The 24,555-nt window shown below is 64.1% G+C and carries 23 protein-coding genes and 1 tRNA gene; 8 read left to right on the forward strand and 16 right to left on the reverse strand.

The features are described from left to right. The 4 genes from ACT3SZ_RS06610 to ACT3SZ_RS06625 form a co-directional block, all read left to right on the forward strand. The coding region (locus tag ACT3SZ_RS06610; protein ID WP_444617675.1) for a cutinase family protein at positions 1–530 on the forward strand (530 nt) is incomplete at its 5' end. Between the two features lie 101 nt (positions 531–631). Continuing rightward, entirely contained in the window at positions 632–1,219 is a 588-nt protein-coding gene (locus tag ACT3SZ_RS06615; protein ID WP_444617677.1) for a TetR/AcrR family transcriptional regulator, read from the forward strand. 105 nt (positions 1,220–1,324) lie between these two features. Next, entirely contained in the window at positions 1,325–2,638 is a 1,314-nt protein-coding gene (paaK, locus tag ACT3SZ_RS06620; RefSeq protein ID WP_444617679.1) for a phenylacetate--CoA ligase PaaK, read from the forward strand. A gap of 301 nt (positions 2,639–2,939) precedes the next feature. After that, positions 2,940–3,914 (forward strand): S1 family peptidase, encoded by a 975-nt coding sequence (locus tag ACT3SZ_RS06625; RefSeq protein WP_444617681.1) that lies wholly within the window; start codon positions 2,940–2,942, stop codon positions 3,912–3,914. Positions 3,915–4,105: 191 nt separating this feature from the next. Here the strand turns inward: ACT3SZ_RS06625 and ACT3SZ_RS06630 are convergent, their stop codons facing one another. The 4 genes from ACT3SZ_RS06630 to paaZ form a co-directional block, all read right to left on the reverse strand. Beyond that, entirely contained in the window at positions 4,106–5,584 is a 1,479-nt protein-coding gene (locus ACT3SZ_RS06630; protein ID WP_444617682.1) for an aldehyde dehydrogenase family protein, read from the reverse strand. Between the two features lie 49 nt (positions 5,585–5,633). Next, positions 5,634–6,878 (reverse strand): MFS transporter, encoded by a 1,245-nt coding sequence (locus ACT3SZ_RS06635; protein WP_444618056.1) that lies wholly within the window; start codon positions 6,876–6,878, stop codon positions 5,634–5,636. A gap of 203 nt (positions 6,879–7,081) precedes the next feature. Further along, complete coding sequence (gene paaI / locus ACT3SZ_RS06640) at positions 7,082–7,525, reverse strand: hydroxyphenylacetyl-CoA thioesterase PaaI (RefSeq protein WP_444617684.1); 444 nt, start codon at positions 7,523–7,525, stop codon at positions 7,082–7,084. Beyond that, on the reverse strand, positions 7,522–9,645 hold the full coding sequence (gene paaZ / locus ACT3SZ_RS06645; protein ID WP_444617686.1) for a phenylacetic acid degradation bifunctional protein PaaZ: 2,124 nt from the start codon (positions 9,643–9,645) through the stop codon (positions 7,522–7,524). The genes paaI and paaZ overlap by 4 nt, the downstream gene beginning before the upstream one ends. Positions 9,646–9,760: 115 nt before the next feature. On the opposite strand from paaZ, the gene ACT3SZ_RS06650 reads away from it, so the two are divergent. Then, on the forward strand, positions 9,761–10,162 hold the full coding sequence (locus tag ACT3SZ_RS06650; protein WP_444618057.1) for a PaaI family thioesterase: 402 nt from the start codon (positions 9,761–9,763) through the stop codon (positions 10,160–10,162). A gap of 127 nt (positions 10,163–10,289) precedes the next feature. Continuing rightward, positions 10,290–11,549, forward strand: a complete 1,260-nt coding sequence (locus ACT3SZ_RS06655; protein WP_444617688.1) for a CynX/NimT family MFS transporter — start codon at positions 10,290–10,292, stop codon at positions 11,547–11,549. A 26-nt stretch (positions 11,550–11,575) separates the two neighbouring features. Here the strand turns inward: ACT3SZ_RS06655 and ACT3SZ_RS06660 are convergent, their stop codons facing one another. From ACT3SZ_RS06660 to ACT3SZ_RS06705, 10 genes are all read right to left on the reverse strand, one after another. Continuing rightward, positions 11,576–12,460 (reverse strand): 3-hydroxyacyl-CoA dehydrogenase family protein, encoded by an 885-nt coding sequence (locus tag ACT3SZ_RS06660; protein ID WP_444617689.1) that lies wholly within the window; start codon positions 12,458–12,460, stop codon positions 11,576–11,578. A 1-nt stretch (position 12,461) separates the two neighbouring features. Next, the gene (locus ACT3SZ_RS06665) at positions 12,462–13,238 is read right to left on the reverse strand and encodes an enoyl-CoA hydratase/isomerase family protein (RefSeq protein ID WP_444617691.1); all 777 of its coding nucleotides are present in this window, start codon (positions 13,236–13,238) and stop codon (positions 12,462–12,464) included. Then, the gene (locus ACT3SZ_RS06670) at positions 13,238–14,461 is read right to left on the reverse strand and encodes an acetyl-CoA C-acyltransferase (protein WP_444617692.1); all 1,224 of its coding nucleotides are present in this window, start codon (positions 14,459–14,461) and stop codon (positions 13,238–13,240) included. The genes ACT3SZ_RS06665 and ACT3SZ_RS06670 overlap by 1 nt, the downstream gene beginning before the upstream one ends. Beyond that, positions 14,458–15,261 (reverse strand): enoyl-CoA hydratase/isomerase family protein, encoded by an 804-nt coding sequence (locus tag ACT3SZ_RS06675; protein ID WP_444617694.1) that lies wholly within the window; start codon positions 15,259–15,261, stop codon positions 14,458–14,460. Before ACT3SZ_RS06675 ends, ACT3SZ_RS06670 begins: the two co-directional genes overlap by 4 nt. Continuing rightward, positions 15,254–16,408: a 1,2-phenylacetyl-CoA epoxidase subunit PaaE gene (gene paaE / locus ACT3SZ_RS06680; RefSeq protein WP_444617696.1), complete on the reverse strand. Its 1,155-nt coding sequence runs from the start codon at positions 16,406–16,408 to the stop codon at positions 15,254–15,256. Before paaE ends, ACT3SZ_RS06675 begins: the two co-directional genes overlap by 8 nt. Continuing rightward, entirely contained in the window at positions 16,408–16,947 is a 540-nt protein-coding gene (gene paaD / locus ACT3SZ_RS06685) for a 1,2-phenylacetyl-CoA epoxidase subunit PaaD (RefSeq protein ID WP_444617697.1), read from the reverse strand. Before paaD ends, paaE begins: the two co-directional genes overlap by 1 nt. Further along, a complete protein-coding gene (gene paaC / locus ACT3SZ_RS06690; RefSeq protein WP_444618058.1) occupies positions 16,941–17,765 on the reverse strand; it encodes a 1,2-phenylacetyl-CoA epoxidase subunit PaaC in 825 nt (274 codons plus the stop codon). The genes paaD and paaC overlap by 7 nt, the downstream gene beginning before the upstream one ends. Positions 17,766–17,803: 38 nt before the next feature. Next, positions 17,804–18,088 carry a 1,2-phenylacetyl-CoA epoxidase subunit PaaB gene (gene paaB, locus ACT3SZ_RS06695; RefSeq protein WP_038549899.1) on the reverse strand — a complete coding sequence of 95 codons (285 nt, stop codon included), beginning with the start codon at positions 18,086–18,088 and terminating at the stop codon, positions 17,804–17,806. A 69-nt stretch (positions 18,089–18,157) separates the two neighbouring features. After that, positions 18,158–19,111: a 1,2-phenylacetyl-CoA epoxidase subunit PaaA gene (gene paaA / locus ACT3SZ_RS06700; protein WP_444617700.1), complete on the reverse strand. Its 954-nt coding sequence runs from the start codon at positions 19,109–19,111 to the stop codon at positions 18,158–18,160. A 130-nt stretch (positions 19,112–19,241) separates the two neighbouring features. Beyond that, positions 19,242–20,891, reverse strand: a complete 1,650-nt coding sequence (locus ACT3SZ_RS06705) for an AMP-binding protein (protein ID WP_444617701.1) — start codon at positions 20,889–20,891, stop codon at positions 19,242–19,244. A gap of 117 nt (positions 20,892–21,008) precedes the next feature. Here ACT3SZ_RS06705 and ACT3SZ_RS06710 point away from each other — a divergent pair, with 117 nt between their 5' ends. Then, positions 21,009–21,593: a lipoprotein LpqH gene (locus ACT3SZ_RS06710; RefSeq protein ID WP_444617703.1), complete on the forward strand. Its 585-nt coding sequence runs from the start codon at positions 21,009–21,011 to the stop codon at positions 21,591–21,593. A 23-nt stretch (positions 21,594–21,616) separates the two neighbouring features. On the opposite strand, the gene ACT3SZ_RS06715 is transcribed toward ACT3SZ_RS06710, so the two are convergent. Further along, positions 21,617–23,059: an alanine/glycine:cation symporter family protein gene (locus ACT3SZ_RS06715; RefSeq protein WP_444617704.1), complete on the reverse strand. Its 1,443-nt coding sequence runs from the start codon at positions 23,057–23,059 to the stop codon at positions 21,617–21,619. A gap of 250 nt (positions 23,060–23,309) precedes the next feature. Here ACT3SZ_RS06715 and ACT3SZ_RS06720 point away from each other — a divergent pair, with 250 nt between their 5' ends. After that, entirely contained in the window at positions 23,310–24,122 is an 813-nt protein-coding gene (locus ACT3SZ_RS06720) for a DsbA family protein (RefSeq protein ID WP_444617705.1), read from the forward strand. A 220-nt stretch (positions 24,123–24,342) separates the two neighbouring features. Here ACT3SZ_RS06720 and ACT3SZ_RS06725 read toward each other — a convergent pair. Further along, positions 24,343–24,418 (reverse strand) — tRNA-Ala (locus ACT3SZ_RS06725). Between the last annotated feature and the right edge of the window lie 137 nt (positions 24,419–24,555).

The raw sequence follows: 24,555 nt of genomic DNA on the forward strand, positions 1-24,555 counted from the left end.
ACCAGCTCGTCGCTCGCACCGCTGCGGAGTGCCCGTCCTCGAAGATCAGCCTGGCGGGTTACTCGCTGGGGGCGGACGTGGCGTCCCGCGTGGCCGCGGACATCGGCCACGGACGTGGCCCGATCGACGCCGACAAGTTCGGTTCCGCCGCGGTGATCTCCAGCCCGAACCGTGGTGCCGACTCGGTCGAGGGCGGTAGCGCCCGCGGCGGGGCCGGCGTGTTCGGCGCCCTGCCCGACGGTTACGGCGAGGTTGCCGACCGCGTAATGGACGTGTGCGCTGCCGCCGACTACATCTGTAACTCCGACGAGCGCACGGAGAACACTCGCGAGCGTGCCGAAGCCGTCACTCAGATGACCGCTCTCGACCAGACGCTGACCGGCAGCTCGGACGTGCGCGCCGTGGACAACCGCAGCGTGGTCGCCGAGGTTCCGTTCGGCCTGGCCCCCGGTCAGTACGCGCACGTCTCTAGCTACGGCGGCAACGGTGGAGTTAACCCCGCTTACGGTTTCCTGACCAGTAACTTCTGATCTCCCATGGCTCTATGCAGGGCCATTCGGGGTAGGGGGCAACTCCACTGGGGCACTCTATCGGTACAGTCTTCAGAAAGACGTCGGCGAGGAGTGTGAACGTGGTGGTTGAGGTTCGAGGGCGCAATGCCTATGACCGTGAGACGGTCCTTCGTACGTGCGTCGAGGTTTTCAATCGTCGAGGCTATGAAGCGACGAGCATGGGGCTCCTGGCGAAGGAACTGGGGATTTCAAAGGCCGGGATCTACCACCATGTGGCCTCCAAGGAGGAAATCCTCGAGGTCGCGTCCGACCGAGCGCTGGCGGGCTTGGAGGCGGCCAGGCGTCGGTGTGAGGCACTCGATGGCAGCTGGAGTCAGAAGCTGGAGTATCTGCTTCGGGAGTCGGTCCGTCTGGCGATCGACGATCGTCCCTATGTGGCGCTGCTCCTCCGGCTCCGGGGCAACTCACCAGTGGAGGTGGCAGCTCTTGAGCGCCGGCGTGAGTTGACGCGCTTTGTGGAGGAGCTGATGCTCCGTGCGCAGGAGGCGGGGGAGATCAGGGGAGATGTCGACGCCAGACTTCAAGCCAGGCTCCAGCTTGGCATGGTGAATTCGGTCGTGGACTGGTTTGCGTCCCAGGGAGAGACTGGTGTTGGTGCGCTCCAGGACAACGTGGTGAAGCAGGTCTTCGAGGGGATCGCTGTGTAATTGGTGACTTGGGTCATGTTTTGTGTAGGATATCTATCATCCCACCTACCGACCGAACGGTCGGAAGGTACAGGGTAATCCACACTGCGAGAAGAGATGGTGAACATGACTGCGCTCATCACGAACCGCGTCGCCGGCGGCGGCCCGGAACTGGACATCGAATACGCCTCACGTGACGAGATCACGGCCCTGCAAATCCACCGGGCCAAAGCCACCTTGCGGCATGTGTACTACAACGTGCCGCACTACCGTAAGGCCTTCGCTGACCTCGGCGTCCATCCGGATGACTTCCGGGAGATGGACGACCTGGCGAAGTTCCCGATGACCGAGAAGGAGGATCTTCGTCAGAACTACCCCTTCGGCATGTTCGCCGTGCCGCAGGAGCAGATTGCACGGGTCCATGCGTCGTCAGGCACGACAGGACGCCCCACCGTCGTTGGATACACCCACAAAGACATTGAGACGTGGTCGGAACTCGTCGCCCGGTCTCTGCGCGCGGGGGGAATGCGTCCCGGCGACAAGATCCAGGTCGCATTCGGCTATGGACTGTTCACCGGAGGGCTCGGTGTGCACTACGGCGTCGAGAAGCTTGGTGCCACCGCGATTCCTACCTCCGGGGGGATGACGGAACGTCAGGTGCAGATCATCCAGGACTTCAAGCCTGACGGGATCATGTGTACCCCCTCCTACATGCTGAACATCGTCGACCGCATGATGAAGGAAGGGATCGACCCTTCGGAGACGTCGATCCGAGCGGGAATCTTCGGTGCGGAACCATGGACTGCGGGTATGCGTGACGAGCTCGAGAAGGTCATGGGAATCACGGCCACCGACATCTATGGTCTTTCCGAGGTCATGGGGCCGGGCGTCGCGCAGGAGTGTGTTGAGACCAGGGACGGCCTCACGATCTGGGAAGACCACTTCTATCCTGAAATCGTCGATCCGAAGACTGGGGCCCAGCTTCCTGATGGACAGGTCGGCGAGCTCGTGATCACCTCCCTGACTAAGGAGGCGTTCCCCGTTATTCGCTACAGGACCCATGATCTGACGCGCCTGTTGCCGGGAACGGCGAGGTCGATGCGGCGAATCGACAAGATTCTTGCGCGCAACGACGACATGATCATCCTCCGCGGTGTGAACTGTTTCCCTTCCCAGTTCGAGGAGATCATCACGGAGCACGCTGACCTGCGCCCTCGGTACCAGTGCGTGTTGGACAGGAAGGGGCGAATGGACACGCTGACCATCAAGGTCGAGGCCGTCGACGGACTGGCAAAGGCGCACCGCGATGATGCCGCGGCTTGGCTCAACCGTGAAATCAAGAACCGCATCGGGATCTCGACGAGTGTCGAAGTTCTGGAAGCCCTCGACACCGGCGAAGGTAAGGCCACGCGGTTGGTCGATAACCGGCCGCAGAGCTGAGGCATTCCGCGCCTGGCGAAAGATCGCTGTGAGCTGCCAGCCCCGGCAACATCTATGGGGGGCTGAGGTTCGCGGCCGGCAGGTGGGGGACTCCTGCCGACCGAAGTAACCGAACAGTATCGATTGAACATACTATGGGGAAAATTCCCCAGACTTGATCAGGCTCCTTCCTGCCCTGTGCTAGCTTTGCCTAATGATAATATCGAGATCGATTATGCGGTTCGGTGGGGCTATTCTTTCGGCAGGGTTGGTGGGAGGTTTGATCGCGTGTGGGAGTGACGACGGAGTTGTAGAAGGGGGTGTGGCTACGGGCGAGGCTACTGGCGCGGACAGTAGCGAGGAATTTCAGGCCAGCGCCTGTCCTGATGTTGACCTTCCGTATGAAGCTACACTTTCGGATTCTCTTGACTGGATCAAAGATCGAAAACTCATCGCCGAAGATGCTGGCAGGTGTGTTACCTGGGCGGATGCGCGGGAGTACCTAGAAAGCCGCACGGCATCTAGTTCTCCAGCTGCGACTACTCCGGCCACGGCACCTGATTTGGGTAGCTCCTCATCGTCGGACCGAGCGGAGGGGAAGGTTGATGCTAGTGACCGAAAGATATATCGAAATAGTCGAGATTTCGACTACCTGAACACTATGGGAAAGATATCCCCTGGGGTTCGCTATTACATCGAGAATGGCGGAAGCTGCTCGTTTGGATGGACGGTTGCGAAGAAGGACCAGCCGTCGAGAATCTACAACTTGACCGCGGGGCATTGTGGAAATGAGGGCGATCGCGTCTATATTACTGCTGCCAGCGGCGAGAAAGTTAATGTCGGTGAGTTTGTCGAGAGTTACTTTGATGGGACCCCGGACAACGTAGGTCCCGGAGATGACTACGGGCTTATAGAGATATACTCTGAATATCAAGAATATATCGAGGCTACCCCGTCTGTGAACGTTGGAGGAACTCCTCTGAGCTTGGGGGGATGGAGGTCTGCAGAGTGGCTGGAGAGCGCTAAGCCGTATATTTGCCGTCTTGGTTGGCGTTCGGGATTATCCTGCGGGAACTTCCAAGATATGCTGAACGCGAAGACTCTTACCTTCGATGCTATTCAGGATCAAGGGGATTCCGGTGGCGCTATATGGGCTGTCGACCCCACTGACCAGTCTGAAGTTAATATCTATGCGGTAGGGGTCGCGAGTTTCGGCTACGTCGAGGATGCGACTACCGCGGGGGCCAAGGTGGTCGGGCCCATGATGGATAAATTCGGTTTTACGATTTATGGGTGACTTCGCCTCGGTGACTGAGTGTGGCTGACAAGTGGGGGTTCTTGGTGCCGCAGGGACCTGGTCGGCGGGAACGCTGTGGGTTTCGGCGCTGTCGTAGCGCGGCGATGCGATGACTGTGGATGATGTCAGAGATGAACGGGAGGGCCCCTCGCTGTGGCGAGGGGCCCTCCCGTTCGGACTGTGGATAGTGTCTATCCGTTGATCACATGCGGGACTGCCACATGCTTGAGCCCTTCCTGGCCGAACTCGAGTCCATATCCCGAGCTCTTGATTCCGCCGAAAGGCACACGGGGGTCGATCGTCCCGTGAGAGTTAATCCAGGTTGTGCCCGCTTCAATTTTGCTGGCGACAGCGCGCGCAGAGTCTCGGTCAGCCGACCACACCGACGAACCAAGGCCAACGTCCAGGCGATTCGCTTCCAGGATGGCCTCGTCCAACGAGGAATACCCGATGATCGGGAGTGCGGGGCCGAACTGTTCTTGGGTGACCAAGGGGTTGTTCGGGTCGATGTCCGAGACCAGCGTGGTCGGATAGAAGTAGCCGGGGGCGGAGTAGTCGGGATCGCCCCCGAGAAGAACGGTTGCACCGGAGGCGATGGCTTCCTTCACCAGACTGTCGACGATATCGAACTGGTCCTGGTTCTGCAGCGGTCCAAGCACGTTCTCCTCGGATAATCCCACTCCCATCGGCATTTTCTGAGCCACACGGACCAGTGAGTCGCAGACAACGTCGTAGATGGAGTCGGGAACGTAGAGCCGCTTCAAGGCCGCACAGGTCTGACCGGTATTGATGAACGCGCCCCAGAAGATTCCCTCGGCGACCTTGTCGTTGGCGGCAACAACATCCGGGTCGGAGATATTGGTTCCGAACGCGTCTTCGAGGACGATGCCGGCATCATTTCCTCCGAGTTCCAGGGTGAGACGTTTGATCGTCCCGGCCGAACTCTCCGCGATCTTTCTGCCGGTCGCGATGGATCCGGTGAACATGATCTTGTCTATCCCGGGATGAGTGGGGATGCGGGCCCCAACTTCGCGGTCGCCGGCCACGACCGTCAGCACTCCCGCAGGAAGTACCTTGTTCAACACGTAACACAGGGCCAGCACCGACAGCGCGGTGTTCTCCGATGGTTTCAGGACGACGGTGTTACCCATCCGCAGCGACGGAGCGATCTGCCATATCGAGATCAACATTGGCCAGTTCCAGGGGCCGATGGCGCCGACGACACCGACTGGGCGGTACGCAAGGGTCGCGTAGGTCTCGCCGTCGTCCACCAGGACTTCCTCTGGAAGTGGCGTGGTGGCAGCGGTTCGGGTCCACGCCTGGCAGCCGCCAACCTCAAAGCGGGCGTTCGGGCCATTCAGGGGCTTGCCCTGTTCTCGGGAAAGCAATTCGGCCAGTGGTTCGGCAACGGCCTCCACAGCGTCGGCGGCGAGGAGGAGAAGGTCGCGACGCTCGGAATCCGGACGCTGGGCCCATTCCTTCTGCGCGGCGCGAGCGGTGGCCACGGCATCGTCGAGTACCTCGGCACCGTGCACAGGCGCATGGCCGATGAGCTCCTCGGTCGCGGGGTCGTAAACGGGACGTCCTCGGTCATCATCGGCGCAGACCGCATTGAGCAGTTCATCGTAGCTACTGGGAAGTGATGGCAGGCTGGTTGGAGAAGTGGTCACGGTACCTCCTTGGGACGGGGCGGTTGGATCCTGGTGGTTGGCGTCCTGTTTACACGCGCAGGTCACCCTTCTCCACGGACTTTGGAACGGCCCAGGCGGCCAGGAAGGAGATGACACACACGATTGCCAGGTAGAGGCCGATCGTCCAGGATTGGCCCGTCGAATCGAGCAGGAGTTGGGCAATCAGCGGGGCGAAGGCACCACCGATTACCGACCCGATTGCATAGCCGATCGACGTTCCGGAGTAGCGGAGGTTGGCGGGGAACATCTCGGCGTAGAGCGCAGGCTGGGGTGCATAGCAGGGGCCAAGGGCCATACCGAGGATCACCACGGCCAGGATGAACAGACCCGTGTTCCCCGTGTCGATCAGTGACCACATGGGGATCAGCCAGACGATCAGGAGGGCGTAGCCGATCATGAACGTGACTCGTCGTCCGATCCGGTCAGACATCCATCCGCCAAGGAAGGTGAAGCCGAGCCACACGACACCGCCGCACAATGCGACGACCAGGGTGGCGGTCTTCGTCATTCCCAATTCGGACGTTCCGTAGGAGGAAAAGAACGCAATGATCATGTAACCCACGGCGTTCGTTCCGGCGAAGATGAGGGCAGCCAGGAGGACGCTCCTCCAGTGATAACGGAAGAGCGAGCTCAGCGGTGCGGATGCTTCCTTCTTGCGGGCCTGCATTTCCACGAACACCGGGGACTCGTCCACGGAGCGCCGGATCACGTACCCGGTCAGGATCAGGATGATCGAAGAGAGGAAGGGGATCCTCCAACCCCAGGAGAGGAATGCCTCGTCCGACATGGAGCTGGTGAGCACCATCATGAAGGTCGTGGCGAGGATGAGTCCGAGCGGGACCCCGATCTGCGGGTATGCGCCGAACCAGCCGCGCTTCTCTCGAGGAGCGTGCTCGACCGCCATCAATGCAGCCCCGCCCCATTCGCCACCGGCGGACAGGCCCTGGAGGACTCGCAGCAGGACGAGCAGGATCGGTGCCCCGACTCCGATGGACGCATAGGTGGGAAGCAGTCCGATGAGTGCGGTGGCCAGTCCCATTCCGACGAGGGTGAGGACGAGAAGCAGCTTCCGGCCGTAGCGGTCACCAAGATGCCCGGCGATGACTGCGCCGAGCGGACGGAAGAGGAAACTGATGCCGAGCGACGCCCACGACAGAATTTGGGCAAGTGTGCTCTGGGAACCGACGGGCTCGAAGAACAGTGGTGCGAAGACGAAGGCTGCTGCCTGGGCGTAGATGAAGAAGTCGTACCACTCGATGGTGGTGCCGACCATGGTGCCAGCGAGGACACGGCGTTCCTCGCGTCGACGCTGAGGTGATCGATTCTGGGTGGGGTCGCCGGGATGGGCGGCGGTGTCAGTAGGGTCAGGTGCGGGCGCGGCGCCCGGGGTGAGTGTAGCCACGGAGGGACTCCAGAGGGATTCGGTGGAGAGCAGGCGTGAACAGCTATGACGGGTCTAGCGAGGTGGAGCGGAGACTACTTCAGGGTGACGGCACGTGAGGTGCCACGGAACTGGGCGATCACACGCCCCTCACAGGACAGTTCGACATCAGTGATGCCGTTTCGGCCCCAGACATCTGACTGCACGGCGCGACCATGGATGCGCTGGCCTTCTTTCCCCGGTGCGATGTAGTGCATGGTGTTGAAGGCAGCGACAGCGGGCTGGCCGCCTGAATTGCAGGCGCCGGCGAAGAGGGAGTCAGCGAAGGCATACAGGAAACCGCCTTGGGCATTGCCGTGGCCGTTGCACATCTCGGCCCGGAGAGTGAATTCGCCTTCGCACCTCCCGGCGGAGAGTGAAGTGATCGTGATGCCGAGAAACTGGGAGGCCCGGTCTTGCTGGAACATTCCCCGGACCCAGTCGAATTCGGGTTCGTCCGCCACTCCCGGTGCGAGGATCGTGTCCTGGGTCGTCATCATTCACCCCAGGTTGCGTAGGTGGTGTTTTCCTTTTCGACGAGGGTCAGGACGTCGTAGGTGGCAACGATCTCATCGTCTTGATTCGTGATCAGCGCGTCCCAGCACACTTCCCCGTACTCGTCAGTGACGCGGGGGGTGATGCGTTTCGCCGTGAGAGTCACGCGGATGGTGTCGTCGTAGGTGACCGGCGTGATGAACCGGAGGTTCTCGAGGCCGTAGTTGGCCAGTACGGGACCGGGAGCCGGTTCGACGAACAAGCCGGCCGCCCAGCTCACCAGGAGATATCCGTGCGCGACTCGTCGGGGGAAGAAAGGATTCGCCGTGGCAGCGGCTTCGTCGGTGTGGGCGTAGAAGGTGTCTCCGGTGGTGTCCGCGAAGTAGCGGATGTCATCCAGAGTCACGGTACGAGGCTCCGATACGAGCTGGTCACCGACGCGCAGGTCCGCCAGCGACTTCCGGAAAGGATGAATACCAGTTCCGGCATCGATGTCTTCGCGTGTGACGGTGTTGGATCTGGCACCCTGGACCCATTCTCCGGTGACCGCGGTGAGGAGGTCGGGGGAGCCCTGCACTGCGGTGCGCTGCATGAAATGCTTGATTCCGCGGACGCCGCCGAGTTCCTCGCCTCCGCCGGCGCGTCCTGGCCCGCCGTGGACCAGCACCGGAAGGGGAGAACCGTGACCGGTCGAGGTCTTTGCGTCCTGTCGGTTGACCAGGTGAAGGCGTCCGTGCAGGGGCGCGATACCGCGCGACACCGCCGCAGCCGTGTCCATGTCATTGGTGACCAGCGATGCGACCAGGGAACCTCGACCGAGGTTGGTCAGCTCGATTGCTTCATTGATGTCCCCGTCGTTGTATCCGATGACGGTGATCACGGGGCCGAAGGCCTCTGTGTCGTGCACGGCGGGCGTCCGAGGATCGTCAACGGTGAGGATGGTGGGGGAGAAGAAGGCACCGTCTTCGGTGCCTTCCGGAACGCCGCCAAGCCGGACGTCCGCACCGGCGTCGACCAGCGTCCTGACGGCTGCGGCGACATCGGACTGCTGGGCCTTGGAGACGAGAGGCCCCATCGTGGTTGCGTCCTCACGAGGGTCGCCAACTACGACCTTGTCAGTGAGACGGGTGGCCAGTGCCTCAACGACGTCGTTGACCTGCGTGGACGGCACGATCGCGCGTCGGACGGCGGTGCACTTCTGTCCCGCCTTCGCGGTCATCTCTCCGAAGAGAATTCTGATGTAGGCGTCGAATTCCGGGGTGTCGGGGGTTGCGTCCGGCGCGAGAATCGCGGCGTTGAGGGAATCTGCCTCGGCGGAAAAACGCAGGCCATGGGTCTGGACCGCGTCGGAGCCACGGAGCACACGGGCGGTGTCTGCTGAGCCGGTGAACGCCAGGTGGTCGCGCTCGTCGAGGTGGTCGATGAGATCGCGTCCCCCGCCCGCGATGATCTGCAGCGATCCCGCGGGGAGTAGTCCGGACTCCGCCATCATGCGTACACATTCGACGGCAACCGCGGCGGTCTGGGTCGCGGGCTTAACGATGGACGGAACGCCGGCCACAAATGCCGGGGCGAACTTCTCGAGCATGCCCCAGACGGGAAAGTTGAATGCGTTGACCTGTGCGGCGACGCCGGGAATTGCGGTGTAGATGTGGCGGGCGACGAAGCTGCCGTCCCGGCTCAGCACCTCAACGGGGCCATCAGGAATCACGTTGGTGTTGGGCAGCTCCCGACGTCCCTTCGAGGAGAACGCGAAGAGCGTGCCGATGCCACCGTCGATGTCGACCAGATTGTCGCGGCTCGTCGTGCCGGTGGTGAATGACAGCTGGTAGAGGCTGTCGCGACGGTCGTTGAGGTACAGTGCCAGATTTTTGAGGATCAGGGCACGCTCGTGGGTGCTGAGCTCACTGAGGTTGCGCTGTCCGACCGTGCGTGCGTGCTGGACGGCCGCGGCGCTGTTCTGGGAGCTGTCGGCGACGACCTGCGCGGTGGTCTCTCCCGTCGACGCATCGGGGATGGACGTGATGCGCGCGCCGGGGGCCGAGGAGTCAGGAGTGAGCCACTGGTCAGCGATGTAGCTCGGAAGGGTTTTTACGTCAGTCCGTGCAGTTGTGGAGGCAGTCACGGGCGTCCTTTCTATAAAGCGTAGTTACCGAACGATCGGTCGGTTCCGCTATAGTATCGCAGGAGAAAGAAGTGACACAACACACAGGACGGGAGTCTTCTCGGTGGATCACGAGATGTGGCAGATCAGGTTGGGTGAACTCGACGAGAAACTCGGGGTGAAGATTCTCCAGGAGAGCCCGGAAAAGGTGGTGGCGACGATGCCCGTGGCGGGTAACAGGCAGTCGCTGGGACTGTTGCACGGCGGTGCCATGGTCGCCGTGGCAGAGGCCGTGGGATCCTGGGCGGCGCTCAAACATGCCTCGACGTCAGGCAACGCCGTGGTCGGTGTGGACATCAACGCAACTCACCATGCGTCGGTCTCGGAGGGAACCATCACGGCGACCGCTACCGCCATCCGGCTGGGGAGGCGGATGTGCTCGCATGAGGTCGTCATCACCGATGAGGACTCCCGCCGGCTCTGCACGGTACGGATCAGCAATCTCGTCGTCCCTCAGAGCTCACGTCCAGGGAACTGATGCCCGACACAATCCAGGCTTCACGGCTCTCCATGTGAGACGCAGTTGATAAGTTGATCGGCATGCCTAAGATCCAGCCGCATCACACACGTGCCAACGCGCACTCAGAACCGGGAGCGTACCGGCGATGACGGCGCCGACATCGCCGACATCGAAGACGGCAAAGGGCCGGCGCTACGGACGAGCTGCTCCTGTGTTGGCTGTGGCGGGCATTCTCCTCGTCGCGGGCAATCTGCGCGCGGCGATAACAACGGTGGGCCCGGTGCTCACCGAGATCGAGGATGACCTCGATATCTCATCCTCAGCAGCGTCGTTCCTTGTTAGCCTGCCTCTGGTGGCCTTTGCCGCAGTATCGCCGCTGGTGCCCCGTCTCGCGCACCGGTTCGGCCTGGAACGCGTCATTGCCGGTGGCCTCGGACTCCTGGCACTGGGGTTGGTGGCTCGGTCGACACCACCGTTCGCCCTCCTGTGGGTCGGCACGCTTCTTATCGGCGTCGCCATAGCGGTCCTCAATGTTGTGCTTCCCGCACTGGTGAAGAGAGATTTCCCGACGAAGATCGGGCAAGTAACCGGGGCGTATTCGGCCATTCAGTCCGGGGTCGCCGCGATTGCCGCCGGCTTGGCTGTTCCGGTAGCCGGACTGACCGTCCTGGGCTGGCGGCTACCACTGGGGATGTGGGCGGGACTGGCCCTCCTCGCCCTCGCCATCATCCTCCCGCAGGCACGCCGGACAAGCCCCGACAACGTCGGTGAAACGGCACCGGCAACGGCACCGGCACCGGCAGCGGCAGCGGTGCCGGAAACCAGGCGCCCAGGGCGTCCGATGTGGCGGCGCGCCGTGGCCTGGCAGGTCGCGGCATTCATGGGCCTACAGTCCACGACCTACTATGTTCTGGTCACCTGGCTTCCGACGATCGAAAAGGACGCCGGGATCAGCGGGACGACAGCAGGCACCCATCTGCTCCTGTTCAACGTCTTCGGGATCATCGGCAGTCTCGTATGCTCGGCCCTGTTGGTGCGGGTGAAGGATCAGCGGATCCTCGGCGTGCTCATTCCCGTGACCTTGCTGATCGCCGTCACCGGGATCCTCGCTGCGCCGGCCCTGACAGGCATATGGGCGTGCATTGCCGGTATCGGAGCAGGCGCAAGCATCGTATTCTCTTTGTCCCTGTTCGGGCTACGGACCAGGCATCACACGACCGCTGCGTCGCTATCGGGGATGGCGCAGTCCGTCGGCTATATTCTCGCAGCCCTCGGGCCGGTCGTCGTGGGTGCGCTGCATGACGTGACCGGTTCGTGGACGCCGGCGCTCATCGTTCTCATTGTCGTGAACGTCGGGATGCTCTGGGCAGGGGTTCTTGCCGGGCGAGATCGGACAGTGGATTGAGTCGGCCCGCCCGGCCCTGCGCTACGTCAGGACGGGTACTCGTAGAACCCTCGACCTGATTTACGGCCAATATCACCGGCCTTGACCTTGTCCCGGAGGATCTGCGGCGGGGCGAAACGTTCGCCGAGGGTGGACTCGAGGTACTCGGCGATGCCCAGGCGCACGTCCAGCCCAACGATGTCGGTGAGGGCCAGGGGGCCGACAGGATGCTTGTAGCCCAAGGTCATCGCATTGTCGATGTCCTCCGGTGAGGCAACACCCTCCTCGACCATGCGCATCGCTTCGAGGGCAATGGCCACACCGAGTCGGGACGACGCGAATCCCGGACGGTTCTTCACCACCACCGGAGTCTTCCCCAGGGCGGTGGCCCACGCGGGAGCCTTCTCCGCGAGTTCGGCGGAGGTGGCGTCTGCGATCACCACCTCGATCAGCTTCGAGGCGGGCACCGGGTTGAAGAAGTGCAGGCCGCAGACCTTCTCCGGACGCCCCGTGATGTTGCCGACCGCCGCGGCGAGATCGTCGACCGACAGCGACGAGGTGTTCGTGGCGATCCAGGCGGAGTCGCCAACGACCTTGGCTGCGCGGGTGAGCGCCTCCGTCTTGATCGTTAGATCCTCGGGAACGGCTTCGATCACGAGACCACACCCCGCGAGGTCCGCGGAGTTCGCCGTGACCGTGAGACGCTCGACGGTTTCGGACGGTGAACCGGGCAGCTTCCCTCTGTCCGCAGAGGCCTGTACCTGGTCGACGACACGATGACGGGCCGCGTCGGACGCAGCGCTGTCCGCTTCCAGCACGGTGACCGTGCTTCCCGCGATCAGAAAAGCATGGGCTATACCGGCGCCCATGCGTCCACCACCGATGACACCTACAGCGTCCGGCAGGTTCGAGGGCTGGTTGGTATCGGTCATGTCACTTCTTCTTTCTGTCGATGAAGGCCTGCATGCGGTCGAACTTCTCCTGCGACTCGAACAGCACGGCCTGGGCGAGTTCGTCGACGTGGGGATGGGCATCTCGAGGCATCGCGAAGACCCGCTTGGAGATGCGAACTGCTAAGGGATCCTGGGCTGCGATGCGTTCGGCGAGTGCGCCGGCAGCGTCGTCGAGTTCGTCGGGGGAGTGAAGGGACAGCAGGATCCCGTTGTCCTTACATTCCTCCCCGGTGAGGATCCGTCCCGCCAGGAGAATTTCTTTGGCGAGTTGTTCGCCGGTGACTTCCTTGAGCCGCCACAATCCTCCGGCTGCGGCAATGATGCCGAGCCCGGTTTCCGGCTGCCCGAATCGGGTGGCGGGAGTTCCGAGCCGAAAGTCGGCGGCGAGGGCGAGCTCTGCGCCTCCGCCCAGGGCCGCGCCGTCGATGGCTGCGATGACCGGCATCGGAAGTTTCGCGATGCGGTCGAAGATCTGGGAGTTGATGCCCCGAAGCGCATCGTCGCGACGACGTTCACGCAATTGGGTGATGTCGGCACCGGACGCGAAGATTCCCCGGGGGCCGTTCTTTCCCTCCACCGTGCAGCCGGTGATCACCAGTGTGCGCGGCTCCCTCTCGAGCTCTGCGCACACGGCGTGAAGGTCATCGACCATCGCCTGGTCTATGGCATTGCGGACATCGGGTCGGTTCAGTCTCGCCACGGCATACGTCGCCGCTCCGTGGGTCTCCTCGCTGAAGGAGAGGGTGGAAAAGGTCATCAGTTCACCCGCTCAATGAGTAGTGCCGTCCCTTGTCCGACGCCGACACACATCGTGGCCAGCCCACGGCTACCGCCTTCTCTCTCGAGTCGGTTCAGTAGCGTCACGATGAGTCGTGATCCGGAGGAGCCGAGGGGATGGCCAAGAGCGATGGCTCCACCCGAGGCGTTGACGATGTCTTCGCGGCTGTCGAGTCCCAGTTCCCGCATACACGCGAGCGACTGGGTCGCGAAAGCTTCGTTGAGTTCCACCGCATCAAGGTCACCGATGTCCCACCCGGCTCTGTCCAGGGCCTTTCTGGTGGACGGGACCGGCCCCATCCCCATGATCTCGGGGGCGAGACCAACTGCGGCATCCGTGACGATTCGGGCGCGCGGCGTGAGGCCGTAACGCATGCAGGCATCGCCGGAGGCGATGAGAACGGCGGACGCACCGTCGTTGAGCGACGAGGAGTTTCCGGCGGTGACCGCGCCGTCCGGACGGACGACCGGGCGCAGCGCCGCGAGCTTGTCGAGGGTCGTGTCCGCACGAGGTCCTTCGTCGGTGTCGACGATCGTCACCGCACCCTTGCGGCCGTGCACGGTGACCGGGGTGATCTCCCCGGCGAACTGCTCTCCTTCGATGGCGGCGAGTGCTCGGGTGTGCGACCGGAGAGCAAATGCATCCGCGTCGGTGCGGGAGATCTTTTTGACGTCGGCCACCTCTTCGGCGGTCTCCGGCATCGACAGGGTTCGCTTGTCGACGTCGAGATGCTTCGGGTTCGTGAAGCGCCAGCCGATGGACGTGTCGAAGCTCGGGCCAGGTTTCGCCCACGCCGTTGCGGGCTTCGCCTGGACCCACGGTGCCCGGGTCATCGATTCCACTCCACCGGCGACGACAACGTCGGCGACGCCGGCGGCGATCTTATGCCAGGCGTCGGCGACCGAACTCATGCCTGAGGCGCAGAGGCGATTCACCGTCATCCCGGGGACATGTTCGGGTCCGCCGGCGAGCAACCATGCCATCCGTGCGACGTTGCGGTTCTCCTCGCCGGCACCATTGGCGTTGCCGAGGATCACCTCATCCACTGTGGCCGGGTCGGCACCTGACTTCTCCAGGAGGTCGGAGATGACGGTCGCCGCGAGATCATCGGGACGTACCGATGCCAGCGCGCCGCCGTAGCGTCCGACGGGGGTCCGGCGTGCGTCGATGATGTAGGCGGAACGGGGGTCGAGCTGGGTCATCGGTGAGCCTTTCCGGTGAAAACTGGTTTCCGCTTCTCCTGGAAGGAGCGGAAGCCTTCGGCATAGTCGGGGGTGTGTGACAGTCGGACCTGGGCGGCATTCTCGAGGGTCAGGGCCTCTCGTGGCCCAGGTGACGTCTCTGCGATGGTGGACAGCAGTTGTTTGGATTCCAGGAAGGCCGCGGTCGGGCCCTCGGAAGCCTTGCGGGCGGCGGTACGCGTGACGTCCAGGACGTCGTCGGCAGGCATCGTCCGGGAGAACAATCCCTCGCTGACCGCTTGAGCGCCACTGATCAGCTCGCCAGAGTAGATCAGGTCGAGTGTGCGGTGCCGACCGAGACGGGCCAACAGGTAGGCGTGGCCGCCGGAATCCAGGGTGGCTCCGAGTGCGGCGAAGGGGGAACCGATTTTGGCGTTGTCAGCTATATAGACCACGTCGCAGGCGATTGCGAGCCCCAGTCCCACTCCGAGACAGGCACCATGAACGGCGGCGAATGTTGGCGCGGGGAACTCCTCCAACTCGTGGAGGACCGGTTCGAGGCTGGCGAGGTAGCCGGCGGCATCGTCATTGTCCGGGTCGGTTCCGGCGACGTCACGTCCGGCGCAGAACCCACGGCCTTCACCGCGGAGAAGGAGGGAACGGATTTCCCCGCGTTGGGCCCGGGCGGTTGCCGCGTCGAGCAGGGCGCGAAGTTCTCCCAGGTCAGCTGCGGTTAAAGCATTGCGCTTTTGGGGGGCGTTGAGGACGAGTTCGGCTACCCCGTCGGTCACGGTGAGAGTGACGGTCGTCTGATCAGGCATCGAAATTCACGCTCACTGCATCGCTGGTCGGACGGGACTGGCAGGTCAGGATGTAGCCGGCCTCGACTTCGTCCGGCTCCAGGGCGAAGTTCTCGTCCATGTCGCATGTGCCCGAGACCAGCTTGGCGCGGCACGTTCCGCAGACGCCGCCGGCGCAGGCGAAGGGGACGTCCGGCCGTTTGCGCAGTGCGGCGTTGAGGATGGTCTCGCGCGCCGACCTGGGGGAGTCGACGGTGGACGAGGAGCTGTCCAGGGTGAACTCGACCTCGTAGGTCGGCTCATTGTCTTTGACCTCGACGATACGGCCCTGCTGGCCGTCCGGCGTCGACGGCTTTCCGGTGGTGAACAGTTCGAATCGAACTCGCTCGTCATCGACACCCCGGTCCTTCAGCTCATCACGGGCGAGCTGGACCATGTCGAAGGGTCCGCAGAGGAACCACTCCTCCACATCTCCTGCTCGGAGCATGCGATCCAGCATGATGGCCAGTTTCTCGTCATCCACCCGTCCGGTGTGAAGCGGACTTGTCCGGTTCTCCCGCGACAGGATGTGGTGGACGGTGAACCGATCCGGGTAACGGTCTTTGAGATCACCGATCTCTTCGGCGAACATCACGTCCACGGTGGACCGGTTGGCGTAGACGAGTTCGAAGGTCGCGTCGGGGGAACCCGCCAACGTTGCGGTGGCAATCGCCATCACCGGAGTGATGCCCGAGCCCGCAGCGAAGGCAACCAGTCGAGCCCGCGGGTTGTGGTCCAACTGTTCCGAGACGAGACCCGCCGGATCATTCATCGCGGTGGTGCGGACCTTCTGGGTGAACGCGCCCTGCGGATTCATCACGTCGATGACATCGCCGGCCGTGAGCGTGTCATTGGCCCAGGTGGAGAACACGCCGCCGAGAGTCTTCTTGATGGCCACCCGGATCTCGCCGGGGACCGGTGCGGCGCAGATCGAGTAGGAGCGGCGGACCTCATGGTCGTCGATCGACGCCCGAAGGGCCACGTACTGGCCGGGGACATAGTTGTAGTCGGCAACCAGGTCGTCCGGCACCGCAAAACACACTTCCACGGCGTTCTCCGTCAGCGGCCTGACCTCGGAGACGGTCAATGAGTTGAAGCGGGCACGGGTGCGGGGGGTGGTGGTAGTCATCAGTGCACCTTGAAGTAGTCGAAGGGTTCGTGGCAGTCACTGCAGACGTACAGGGCCTTGCAGGACGTGGACGCGAAGCGGGTCAGCTCACGGGTGTTGTGGGAATCGCAGAGGGGGCAGGCAACGTCCGGACGGGTGAGGCCGAGCTGCAGGGTCACCGGGCCGTCCGGGGCGGAACGGTGGGTGGGCGGGGCGATGCCGTAATCCTTGAGTTTCTGTTTTCCCTGCTCGGTCATCCAGTCGGTCGTCCAGGCCGGGCTGAGCACGGTCTCCACCCGGATGCGGGAGCGGTCGAAGCCGGTCCGGGAGACGGCCTCGGTGACGTCGGCGGTGATCTGGGACATCGCGGGGCACCCGGAGTACGTCGGCGTGATCGTGACGGTGACGGAGTCGTCGTCGACAGTGACCTTCCGCAGGATTCCGAGGTCGGCAATGGTGATCACGGGGATCTCGGGATCGGTGACGGTAGCCGCCGCCGTCCACGCCTGTGTCTGGGCCTGTGTCTGGGTGCCCGGTGCTGTGGCGTTGGCGGTCACCATGTCGCTCCCGGGTGCTGGCGGGCCAGCGACTGCATCTCCGTCACGATGTAGCCACGGTGCTCGCTGAAACGTCCCGTCCTGGCGTATCCCAGGTCGGCGGCGGCGGGAACGGTCGGGACCGTCAGCCCGGCCTTCTGGATTACCGTCGATAGGTGGGCGTCGACCGCCTCCCGCAGGCTCGAAGGACGGACGATCGCGCCGGGGGACTTCTCTTCCGCTCGGTCGATGACCTCGGTATCCGTGAACAGTTCATCCTTGTAGGGCCACATGGACTCCAACCCGGCCTGCATCCGCCGGTGCGATTCCTCGGTGCCCAGGCCGAGACGCAGCAACCACTGAATGGCATGGTCGATGTGGTAGCTGACTTCCTTGATCGCCTTGTCCGCGATGGCCGCGAGCATCTCGTCGGTGGAGGAGGACAACCGTGAATAGAGCTCGCCGGCGTACAGGCTGAAGATCAGCTGGCGTGCGATCGTATGACCGAAGTCGCCGTTGGGCTGCTCGACGAGGCGGCAGGAGCGGAACTCCTCTTCATTACGGAAGTAGGCCAGATCATCCTCGGTCTTACCGTGCGCGCTGCCGGCGTATGTATAGAGGAACCGGGCGTGGCCGAGGACGTCGAGGGCGATGTTCCCCAGGGCCACGTCCTCCTCCATCTCCGGCGCACGCGAGATCCACCACCCCAAACGCTGGGAGAGGATCAGTGAGTCATCGGCGAGCTGGAGGGCGTAGTCGGCGATCTCCGGCGAGGCGGCCTTCCCGGTGCTCGAGATGATGTCGGTAACCTGCTCGGCGGTGATCGCATCGCCGACCGACATGTGGGTGGCGGAGTCCGTGCTGACGGCGGTGTCGGTATTCACAGGTGCTTCACCCCTTCGGAAGCGGTGTAGTACGTCGCGTGGCGGTAGTTCTTCCCGGAGGAGGACTGGAAGTACCCGCCCTTGGAATCGGGATCGGATGCGGTGATGGCGGCCGACGGCACAACCCAGACGGACGTTCCCTCGTTGCGGCGGGTGAAGAGGTCCCGGGCGTTGCGCAGTGCCATGGTCTCGTCAGGGGCGTGCAAGGAGCCTGCGTGCACATGGGACAGTCCGCGGGTTGATCGGACGAATACTTCCCACTGTGGCCAGTTGGTGGACATGGAGTTCCTCTTCTCTGTGGTCTATCTGGGGTCTATCTGGGTTTCGTGCGGGTCAGGCAGGTCAGGCGGTCAAGCGCTGATCAGTGCCGTTTCGACGGTGCTGGAACGCTCGGCGTAGGCGGCGGCTGCCTCGCGGACCCATGCTCCGTCGGAATGGGCTTGGCGGCGGTGTTCCATGCGCTGCGTATTGCACGGGCCGTGCCCCTTGATGACCGTCATGAGTTCGTCCCAGTTGAGCTCGCCGTAGTCGTAGTGGCTGCGCTCCTCGTTCCACACCAGGTCGGGGTCGTCGAAGCTGAGGCCGAGAGCTTCTGCCTGGGGGACGATCGTGTCCACGAAGCGCTGACGTAGCTCGTCGTTGGAGAATCGCTTGATCTTCCATGCCATGGACTGTTCGGAGTTGGGGGAGTCGCCGTCCGGGGGACCGAACATCTGCAGGGCGGGGCCGTAGAAGCGGTTGATCGCTTCCTGCGCCATCTGCTTCTGGGCAGCAGTGCCATTGGCGAGGGAGTGGAGGATCTCCCAACCCTGACGCTGGTGGAAGGACTCTTCCTTACAGACGCGCACCATGGCCCGGCCGTACGGCCCGTAGGAGCAACGGCAGAGGGGCACCTGGTTGACGATGGCTGCGCCGTCGACCAGCCAGCCGATTGCTCCGATGTCCGCCCAGGTGCGCGCCGGGTAGTTGAAGATCGAGGAGTACTTCGCCGTGCCGTCGAGTAGCTGCTCGACCAGCGTCTCGCGGTCAGTGCCGAGGCTCTCTGCCGCCGAGTAGAGGTAGAGGCCATGGCCGGCCTCGTCCTGGACCTTGGCCATCAGGATGGCCTTGCGCTTGAGGCTGGGGGCCCGTGAGATCCAGTTGGCTTCCGGCTGCATTCCGATGATCTCCGAGTGTGCGTGCTGGGAGATCTGGCGGGTCAGGGTCTTGCGGTACTTGTCGGGCATCCAGTCGGTCGACTCGATGCGGGTGTCGTTGGCGATGAGTTCGTCGAATGCCTGGTCCGGTGTCGTCGTGGCAGTCATGGTTACCTCCGGTCGTTACCTCGGTCGTGGACTGACCGATCGTTCGGTAAGTTTATGGGAGCGCGGAGTCAGTTGTCAACCGAAACTTCCTCCCCGCCCGTGCCCAGTTCCCGCCCCGGCCCCGCCAGTCTCAGTCGGCCTGCTCGCGCAGCACGTTCTTCCTCACCTTGCCCGTCGACGTCCGCGGCAGCTCGTCGATGACGCGGTAGTCGCGCGGGACCTTGTATCCGGCGATGAGGCCGCGGCAGTGGTCGATGACGGACGACTCCAGCGCCGCGTCCTGCTCCACGCCGGGGACGAGGACGACGTAGGCGCGCAGCGCCTCACCCCACCGGTCGTCCGGCACACCGATCACCGAGACGTCCGCCACCGACGGGTGGCTGATCACCGCCTGCTCCACCTCGATGGTAGAGATGTTCTCGCCGCCGGAGATGACCACGTCCTTCGCCCGGTCGAGGACCTGGATGTACCCGTCGGGGTGCTTGACCGCCAGGTCACCGGAGTGGAACCAGCCGCCGCGGAACGCCTCCTCGGTGGCGTCGGGATTGTGGAAGTACTCGCGCATCACGATGTTGCCGCGCATCACGACCTCGCCCATCGTCTCCCCGTCGGACGGCACGTCCACCAGCGTCACGTCCGGCAGTGCGTCCCTCCCGATCTGCTCGACAACGCGGACTTCTTCGCTGGTGACCATCGCCAGGCCCTGCCGGGACTTCAGGCGGGCGCGCTCGGCCGTGGACAGCGTGGCCCAGTCCGGCTGCGGGGCGCAGGCGACCGTGGGGCCGTAGGTCTCGGTGAGACCGTAGACGTGGATCACATCGATGCCGAGGTCCTCGCACGCGCCGATCACCGTGGGGCTCGGCGGCGCGCCCGCGGTCGCCACCGACAGGTCGGTGACCTCGTGTGCCTCCTCGGCGGAGACGATGGTGGCCAGCACCGCCGGTGCCCCGCACAGCCCGGTCACGCCCTCCTCGTCGATCAGTCGCCACACCTCGTCGCCGCGCACCGCCCGCAACGCCACCTGGGTGGCGCAGGCCGCCATCGCCGCCCAGCCGGTGCACCACCCGGAGCAGTGGAACATCGGCAGGGTCCACAGGTAGACCGATTCGCGGGTGTAGTTGTGCGTCATCACCATGCCCAGTGCGGCGAGGTAGGCGCCGCGGTGCGTGTAGACCACGCCCTTGGGGCGTCCGGTGGTGCCGGAGGTGTAGTTGATGGCGATGGCGGCGTCCTCGTCCTCGACGGTGAAGGGGAGCGCGGCGCCCTCAGCGTCCTCGGCGCCCTCGGCGCCCTCGGCGAGGTACTCGTCGAAGGTGGTGACGACACCGTCGTCGGGGAACTTCGGGGTGGGCTGGGTGCCGTCGGCGTCGTGGATGAGCACGAAGGTGTCCACCAGCCCGGCGCTGCCGAGGGTGCGCCGGCAAGCGAGGATCAGCTCCTGCTCGCCGAACAGGGTGCCGATGCCGGCGTGGTCGCAGATGTAGCGCACCTCCGCCGGCGCCAGGCGCGTGTTGATCGGCACGAGGACTCCGCCGGCGAGGGGGACGGCGAACTGCGCGAGCAGCGCCTCGTAGCTGTTGGACGCCAACATGCCGACGCGTCCCCCGGGCCGCAGGCCGCGGCGCTGCAGCGCGCGGGCGAGACGCAGTGCGTCCTCCCGCATCCCGGCGAAGGTGATGCGACGCGGACCGTCGACGCAGGCCGTGCGGTCCGGGTGGATCGTGGCGCTGCGGTCGAGGAAGCGCAGCGGGGTCAGCGGGACGTTGAGGCCTGCAGTCATGGGCGGTTCTCCTTTTGGACGGTGAATCAACACCTGCGAGCGTAACCGCGTCCGGCCGTGGCTGCGGCGTTATGGTTACGATCGGGGAGGAAACATTCACCGAGGAAAGGAACGGCCGTGAACATCAGCGACACCCGCCGCCGCGTGGTGGCCCTCGCCCTGGGAACCTGCATGGTCGGCGCGCTCGCCGCCTGCGGCGACGACAACGACAACGGTGGGGACAGCAGTGGGGACGCTGCGGGCGGCGACGCGACCGTCACGGTGACCGAGACGTCCGACGCGGGTGCGGGCACCAGCGCCGACGCGAGCGGGACGAGCGAGCCGGGAAGCGGCTCAGGAACCGGCTCAGGAAACGGCGGCAGCGTGACCAGCCTCGTCTTCGACGGGACGGACATGGCGTCCCAGTTCATTGAGGTGCAGTGCCGGCAGGACGGCTCGGACGAGTTCGAGATCGACCTGCGCAATGACGACGCGACGAGCCACGTGGAGGTCGACCTCGACACGAGGGACACGCCGCGCGTCGACGGTCTCGGCGTGGAGATGGAAGGTAAGGAGTGGGAGTCCACGGACGCTCAGGAGGCGGACGCCACCGTCGAGGTCGACGGCGACACCTACCGGGTCAGCGGCCAGGTGGAGGTCGACGACGACCACCCGGACGCCGGTGACGTCGCCGAGCTGGAACTCGAGGTCAGCTGCGTGTAATCAGCGCCTGAATCTGGGCCTGATCAGCGCCAGGGGGACTTCTGCTCGACCAGGAAGTCCTCCACCTCGGCGGTCGACGCCTTGAGCTTCGGATCGAAGTCCAGATACGCCTTGGTCTCGCGGGCGATGAGCCCGGAGAGGATCAGCAGGCCGATGAGGTTCGGCAGGGCCATCAGGCCATTGGCCAGGTCGGAGAACGTCCAGGCCACGTTGAGTTCCATCGTGGCACCGATGACGACCACGCAGGTGAAGATGATGCGGTAGGGGACCGTGGCGTAGTCGCCGAAGATGCGCTGCGCGCTGCGCTCGCCGTAGTACGACCAGCCGAGGATCGTGGAGAAGGCGAAGAACACGATCGAGATCGTCACGATGTAGCCGCCCCAGTGACCCGGCAGGGCCTCGGCGAAGGCATCACTCGTCATGGTTCCGGCACGGTCCTCGCCCTGGTCCCACACGCCGCTGGAGATGATCACCAGACCGGTGAAGGACACGACCACGATGGTGTCGATGAAGGTCTGCGTCATGGAGACCAGGCCCTGACGGACCGGGTGGGTGGTCTTCGCCGCGGCGGCGGCGATCGCGGCCGAGCCCATGCCGGACTCATTGGAGAAGATGCCGCGGGCGGCACCCATCTGCAGGGCCAGCAGGATGCCGGAGCCCACGAAACCACCGACGGCGGCGGTGCCGGAGAACGCATCAGTGAAGATCAGGCCGATGGCCTCGGGGATCGCCGCAGCGTTGACGGTGAGCACCGCCAGGCCGCCGATGATGTAGACGGCGATCATCAGCGGGACGAATCCGGCCGTGACCTGGCCGATGGCCTTGATGCCGCCGAGCAGGACGGCACCGATGAGGATAAACAGGACGATGGCGGTGATCGTCGGGTCGATGCCGAAGGAGTTCTCCAGGTTCTCCGACACGGCGTTGGCCTGGGTCATGTTGCCGATGCCGAAGGACGCGACGACCGCGGCGATGGCGAAGAACCAGGCGAGGAACTTGCCGACCGGGCCCTTGATGCCGCGCTCCAGGTAACGCTGGGGGCCACCGGACATATTGCCCTTGCCGTCGGTGACGCGGAAGCGCACCCCGAGGAAGGCCTCGGAGTACTTCGATGCCATGCCGAGCAGACCGGTGATCCACATCCAGAACAGAGCACCGGGGCCACCGATGGAGATAGCGGTGGCGACACCGACGATATTGCCCACGCCGACCGTAGCGGCCAGCGCCGTGGTCAGCGCCTGGTACTGGGTGATATCGCCTTTGGCGCCCTCGTCCTCCCGGTCGATAAGCCCGAGGCGCAGTGCGGGGAGCAGTTTGCGGAACTGGACGCCGCGCAACCGGATGGTGAGCACGAAGCCGGTGGCGAAGAGGAGGGGGATAAGGAGCCACGGTCCCCAGACGAAGGACGCGGCGGTGTCGAGACCGTCCTCGAAACCCGAGGCCAGCAGCATGTCGGTTGTTTGCATAAGGGAAAGATAACCCGCGCGTGTTTCCGCCAGGTAATGAATGGGGAAGTTTTTCTGCGTGGGGGTGGAGGGGGCCCTGCTGTGCGCGCACTGTCAGTGTGGGAGCCCTGGTTGCCAGTTTGCTGGGAATGCCGACACCCCCGGCGGTCCCGTCTGGATTAGCGGCGCGGACGACAGATAGGGTGGATGCGGTCACGTCCTGCGAAAACGTCGGGGCGAGGAGAGAGAACACCGTGAAAGGTTGAGGTTTGTGAGTCAGAAGATCAAGGCGCCCAACGACAAGAACCGGAGCTTCCTCTGGGGGATCGTGGCGCTCGTGGTGATCTGCGTGCTGTTCATCGGTTTCATGGTCTTCAACGGCCGGAAGAGCGCCGATGTGGACCTCAGCGCGGCAGACGTATCCTTCTCCATGTCACTGGAGGACGGTGTCATCCAGCTCCGCTCCAGCGACGGCTCAGGTGACGGAGACGACGTGCCGATGGTCGACCTCTATGAGGACTACGCCTGCCCCCACTGCTCGGACCTGGCGCAGGTGCACGGTGACTCCATGGAGGAGGCCGTCGAGAAGGGGGAGATGAACGTCAACCTGCACACGGTGGCGTTCCAGGACAGCGCGAACAACCCGTCGTCGTCCCGCACGGGCGCGGTGGCGCTGGCGATCGCCAACACTGGTGACGTCGATGCCTTCTGGGCCTTCCACGAGAAGGCCTTCACCGATCAGACCGAGGTCGCCCGCGACTGGCGCTTCGATGAGCTGGCGGATGCCGCTGAGCAGCTCGGTGTCGAGGAGTCCGTGGTGGAGTCGATCCGCGACGAATCCGTGGTCGAGGAGTACCAGTCGATGCTCGACGCCAATGGTGACGGTCTGCGTGAGCTCATGGGTGACGACGCCGGAACCCCGGCCCTGTACGTCAACGGTGAGTACCTCGCGATCGAGCGCGACCCGGAGAACCCGGAGGAGCTGAAGAACTGGGTGCCGGACGTCATCGCCGGCAACACCGGTTCGGACGACTCGGACGCTTCCGAGGCTGCGACGGAGTCGGAGTCCGCTGACGCCGAGTAGTTCGGAGTAGTTCGGGGTAGCCCGACGTAGTTCGTCCCTACGGACGGCGCAATCTCTGCATTTCGGCCCGGTCACTGCCAGTGACCGGGCCGAAATGCATAGATTACGCCGGTCAGCAGCGCCGCCAGAGGCACCAGAACCCCCAGGGGCAGGGCAGCCCAGAACCGCGCACGAAAAAGTCCGCCCTTGCTCTCCGAGGAGAACAAGGGCGGACCCGTGTTGGTGGAGCTAAGGGGACTCGAACCCCTGACCCCCACACTGCCAGTGTGGTGCGCTACCAGCTGCGCCATAGCCCCGTACGCTAAGCGGAAGAAGAAGTGTTCCTCGCTGCGGACGAGACATAATGTACCCCAGGGTTCTCCGAGCACGCAAACCAGCAGGTGAGTGTGGCGAAAGACGCATTTCAGACGTTGGGTCGCGCGGGGCCGGTGTG

It is taken from the genome of Corynebacterium sp. AOP40-9SA-29 (genome assembly GCF_052377405.1).
In the GTDB taxonomy this organism is placed as follows: Bacteria; Actinomycetota; Actinomycetes; order Mycobacteriales; family Mycobacteriaceae; genus Corynebacterium.

Coding starts and splice junctions, on each gene's coding strand:
- paaK (WP_444617679.1), top strand. CDS start 1,325: ATGACTGCGCTCATCACGAACCGCGTCGCCGGCGGCGGCCCGGAACTG.
- ACT3SZ_RS06635 (WP_444618056.1), bottom strand. CDS start 6,878: ATGGTCGGCACCACCATCGAGTGGTACGACTTCTTCATCTACGCCCAG.
- paaI (WP_444617684.1), bottom strand. CDS start 7,525: ATGATGACGACCCAGGACACGATCCTCGCACCGGGAGTGGCGGACGAA.
- ACT3SZ_RS06650 (WP_444618057.1), top strand. CDS start 9,761: ATGTGGCAGATCAGGTTGGGTGAACTCGACGAGAAACTCGGGGTGAAG.
- ACT3SZ_RS06655 (WP_444617688.1), top strand. CDS start 10,290: ATGACGGCGCCGACATCGCCGACATCGAAGACGGCAAAGGGCCGGCGC.
- ACT3SZ_RS06660 (WP_444617689.1), bottom strand. CDS start 12,460: ATGACCGATACCAACCAGCCCTCGAACCTGCCGGACGCTGTAGGTGTC.
- ACT3SZ_RS06665 (WP_444617691.1), bottom strand. CDS start 13,238: ATGACCTTTTCCACCCTCTCCTTCAGCGAGGAGACCCACGGAGCGGCG.
- ACT3SZ_RS06670 (WP_444617692.1), bottom strand. CDS start 14,461: ATGACCCAGCTCGACCCCCGTTCCGCCTACATCATCGACGCACGCCGG.
- ACT3SZ_RS06675 (WP_444617694.1), bottom strand. CDS start 15,261: ATGCCTGATCAGACGACCGTCACTCTCACCGTGACCGACGGGGTAGCC.
- paaE (WP_444617696.1), bottom strand. CDS start 16,408: ATGACTACCACCACCCCCCGCACCCGTGCCCGCTTCAACTCATTGACC.
- paaD (WP_444617697.1), bottom strand. CDS start 16,947: ATGGTGACCGCCAACGCCACAGCACCGGGCACCCAGACACAGGCCCAG.
- paaC (WP_444618058.1), bottom strand. CDS start 17,765: ATGTCGGTCGGCGATGCGATCACCGCCGAGCAGGTTACCGACATCATC.
- paaB (WP_038549899.1), bottom strand. CDS start 18,088: ATGTCCACCAACTGGCCACAGTGGGAAGTATTCGTCCGATCAACCCGC.
- paaA (WP_444617700.1), bottom strand. CDS start 19,111: ATGACTGCCACGACGACACCGGACCAGGCATTCGACGAACTCATCGCC.
- ACT3SZ_RS06705 (WP_444617701.1), bottom strand. CDS start 20,891: ATGACTGCAGGCCTCAACGTCCCGCTGACCCCGCTGCGCTTCCTCGAC.
- ACT3SZ_RS06715 (WP_444617704.1), bottom strand. CDS start 23,059: ATGCAAACAACCGACATGCTGCTGGCCTCGGGTTTCGAGGACGGTCTC.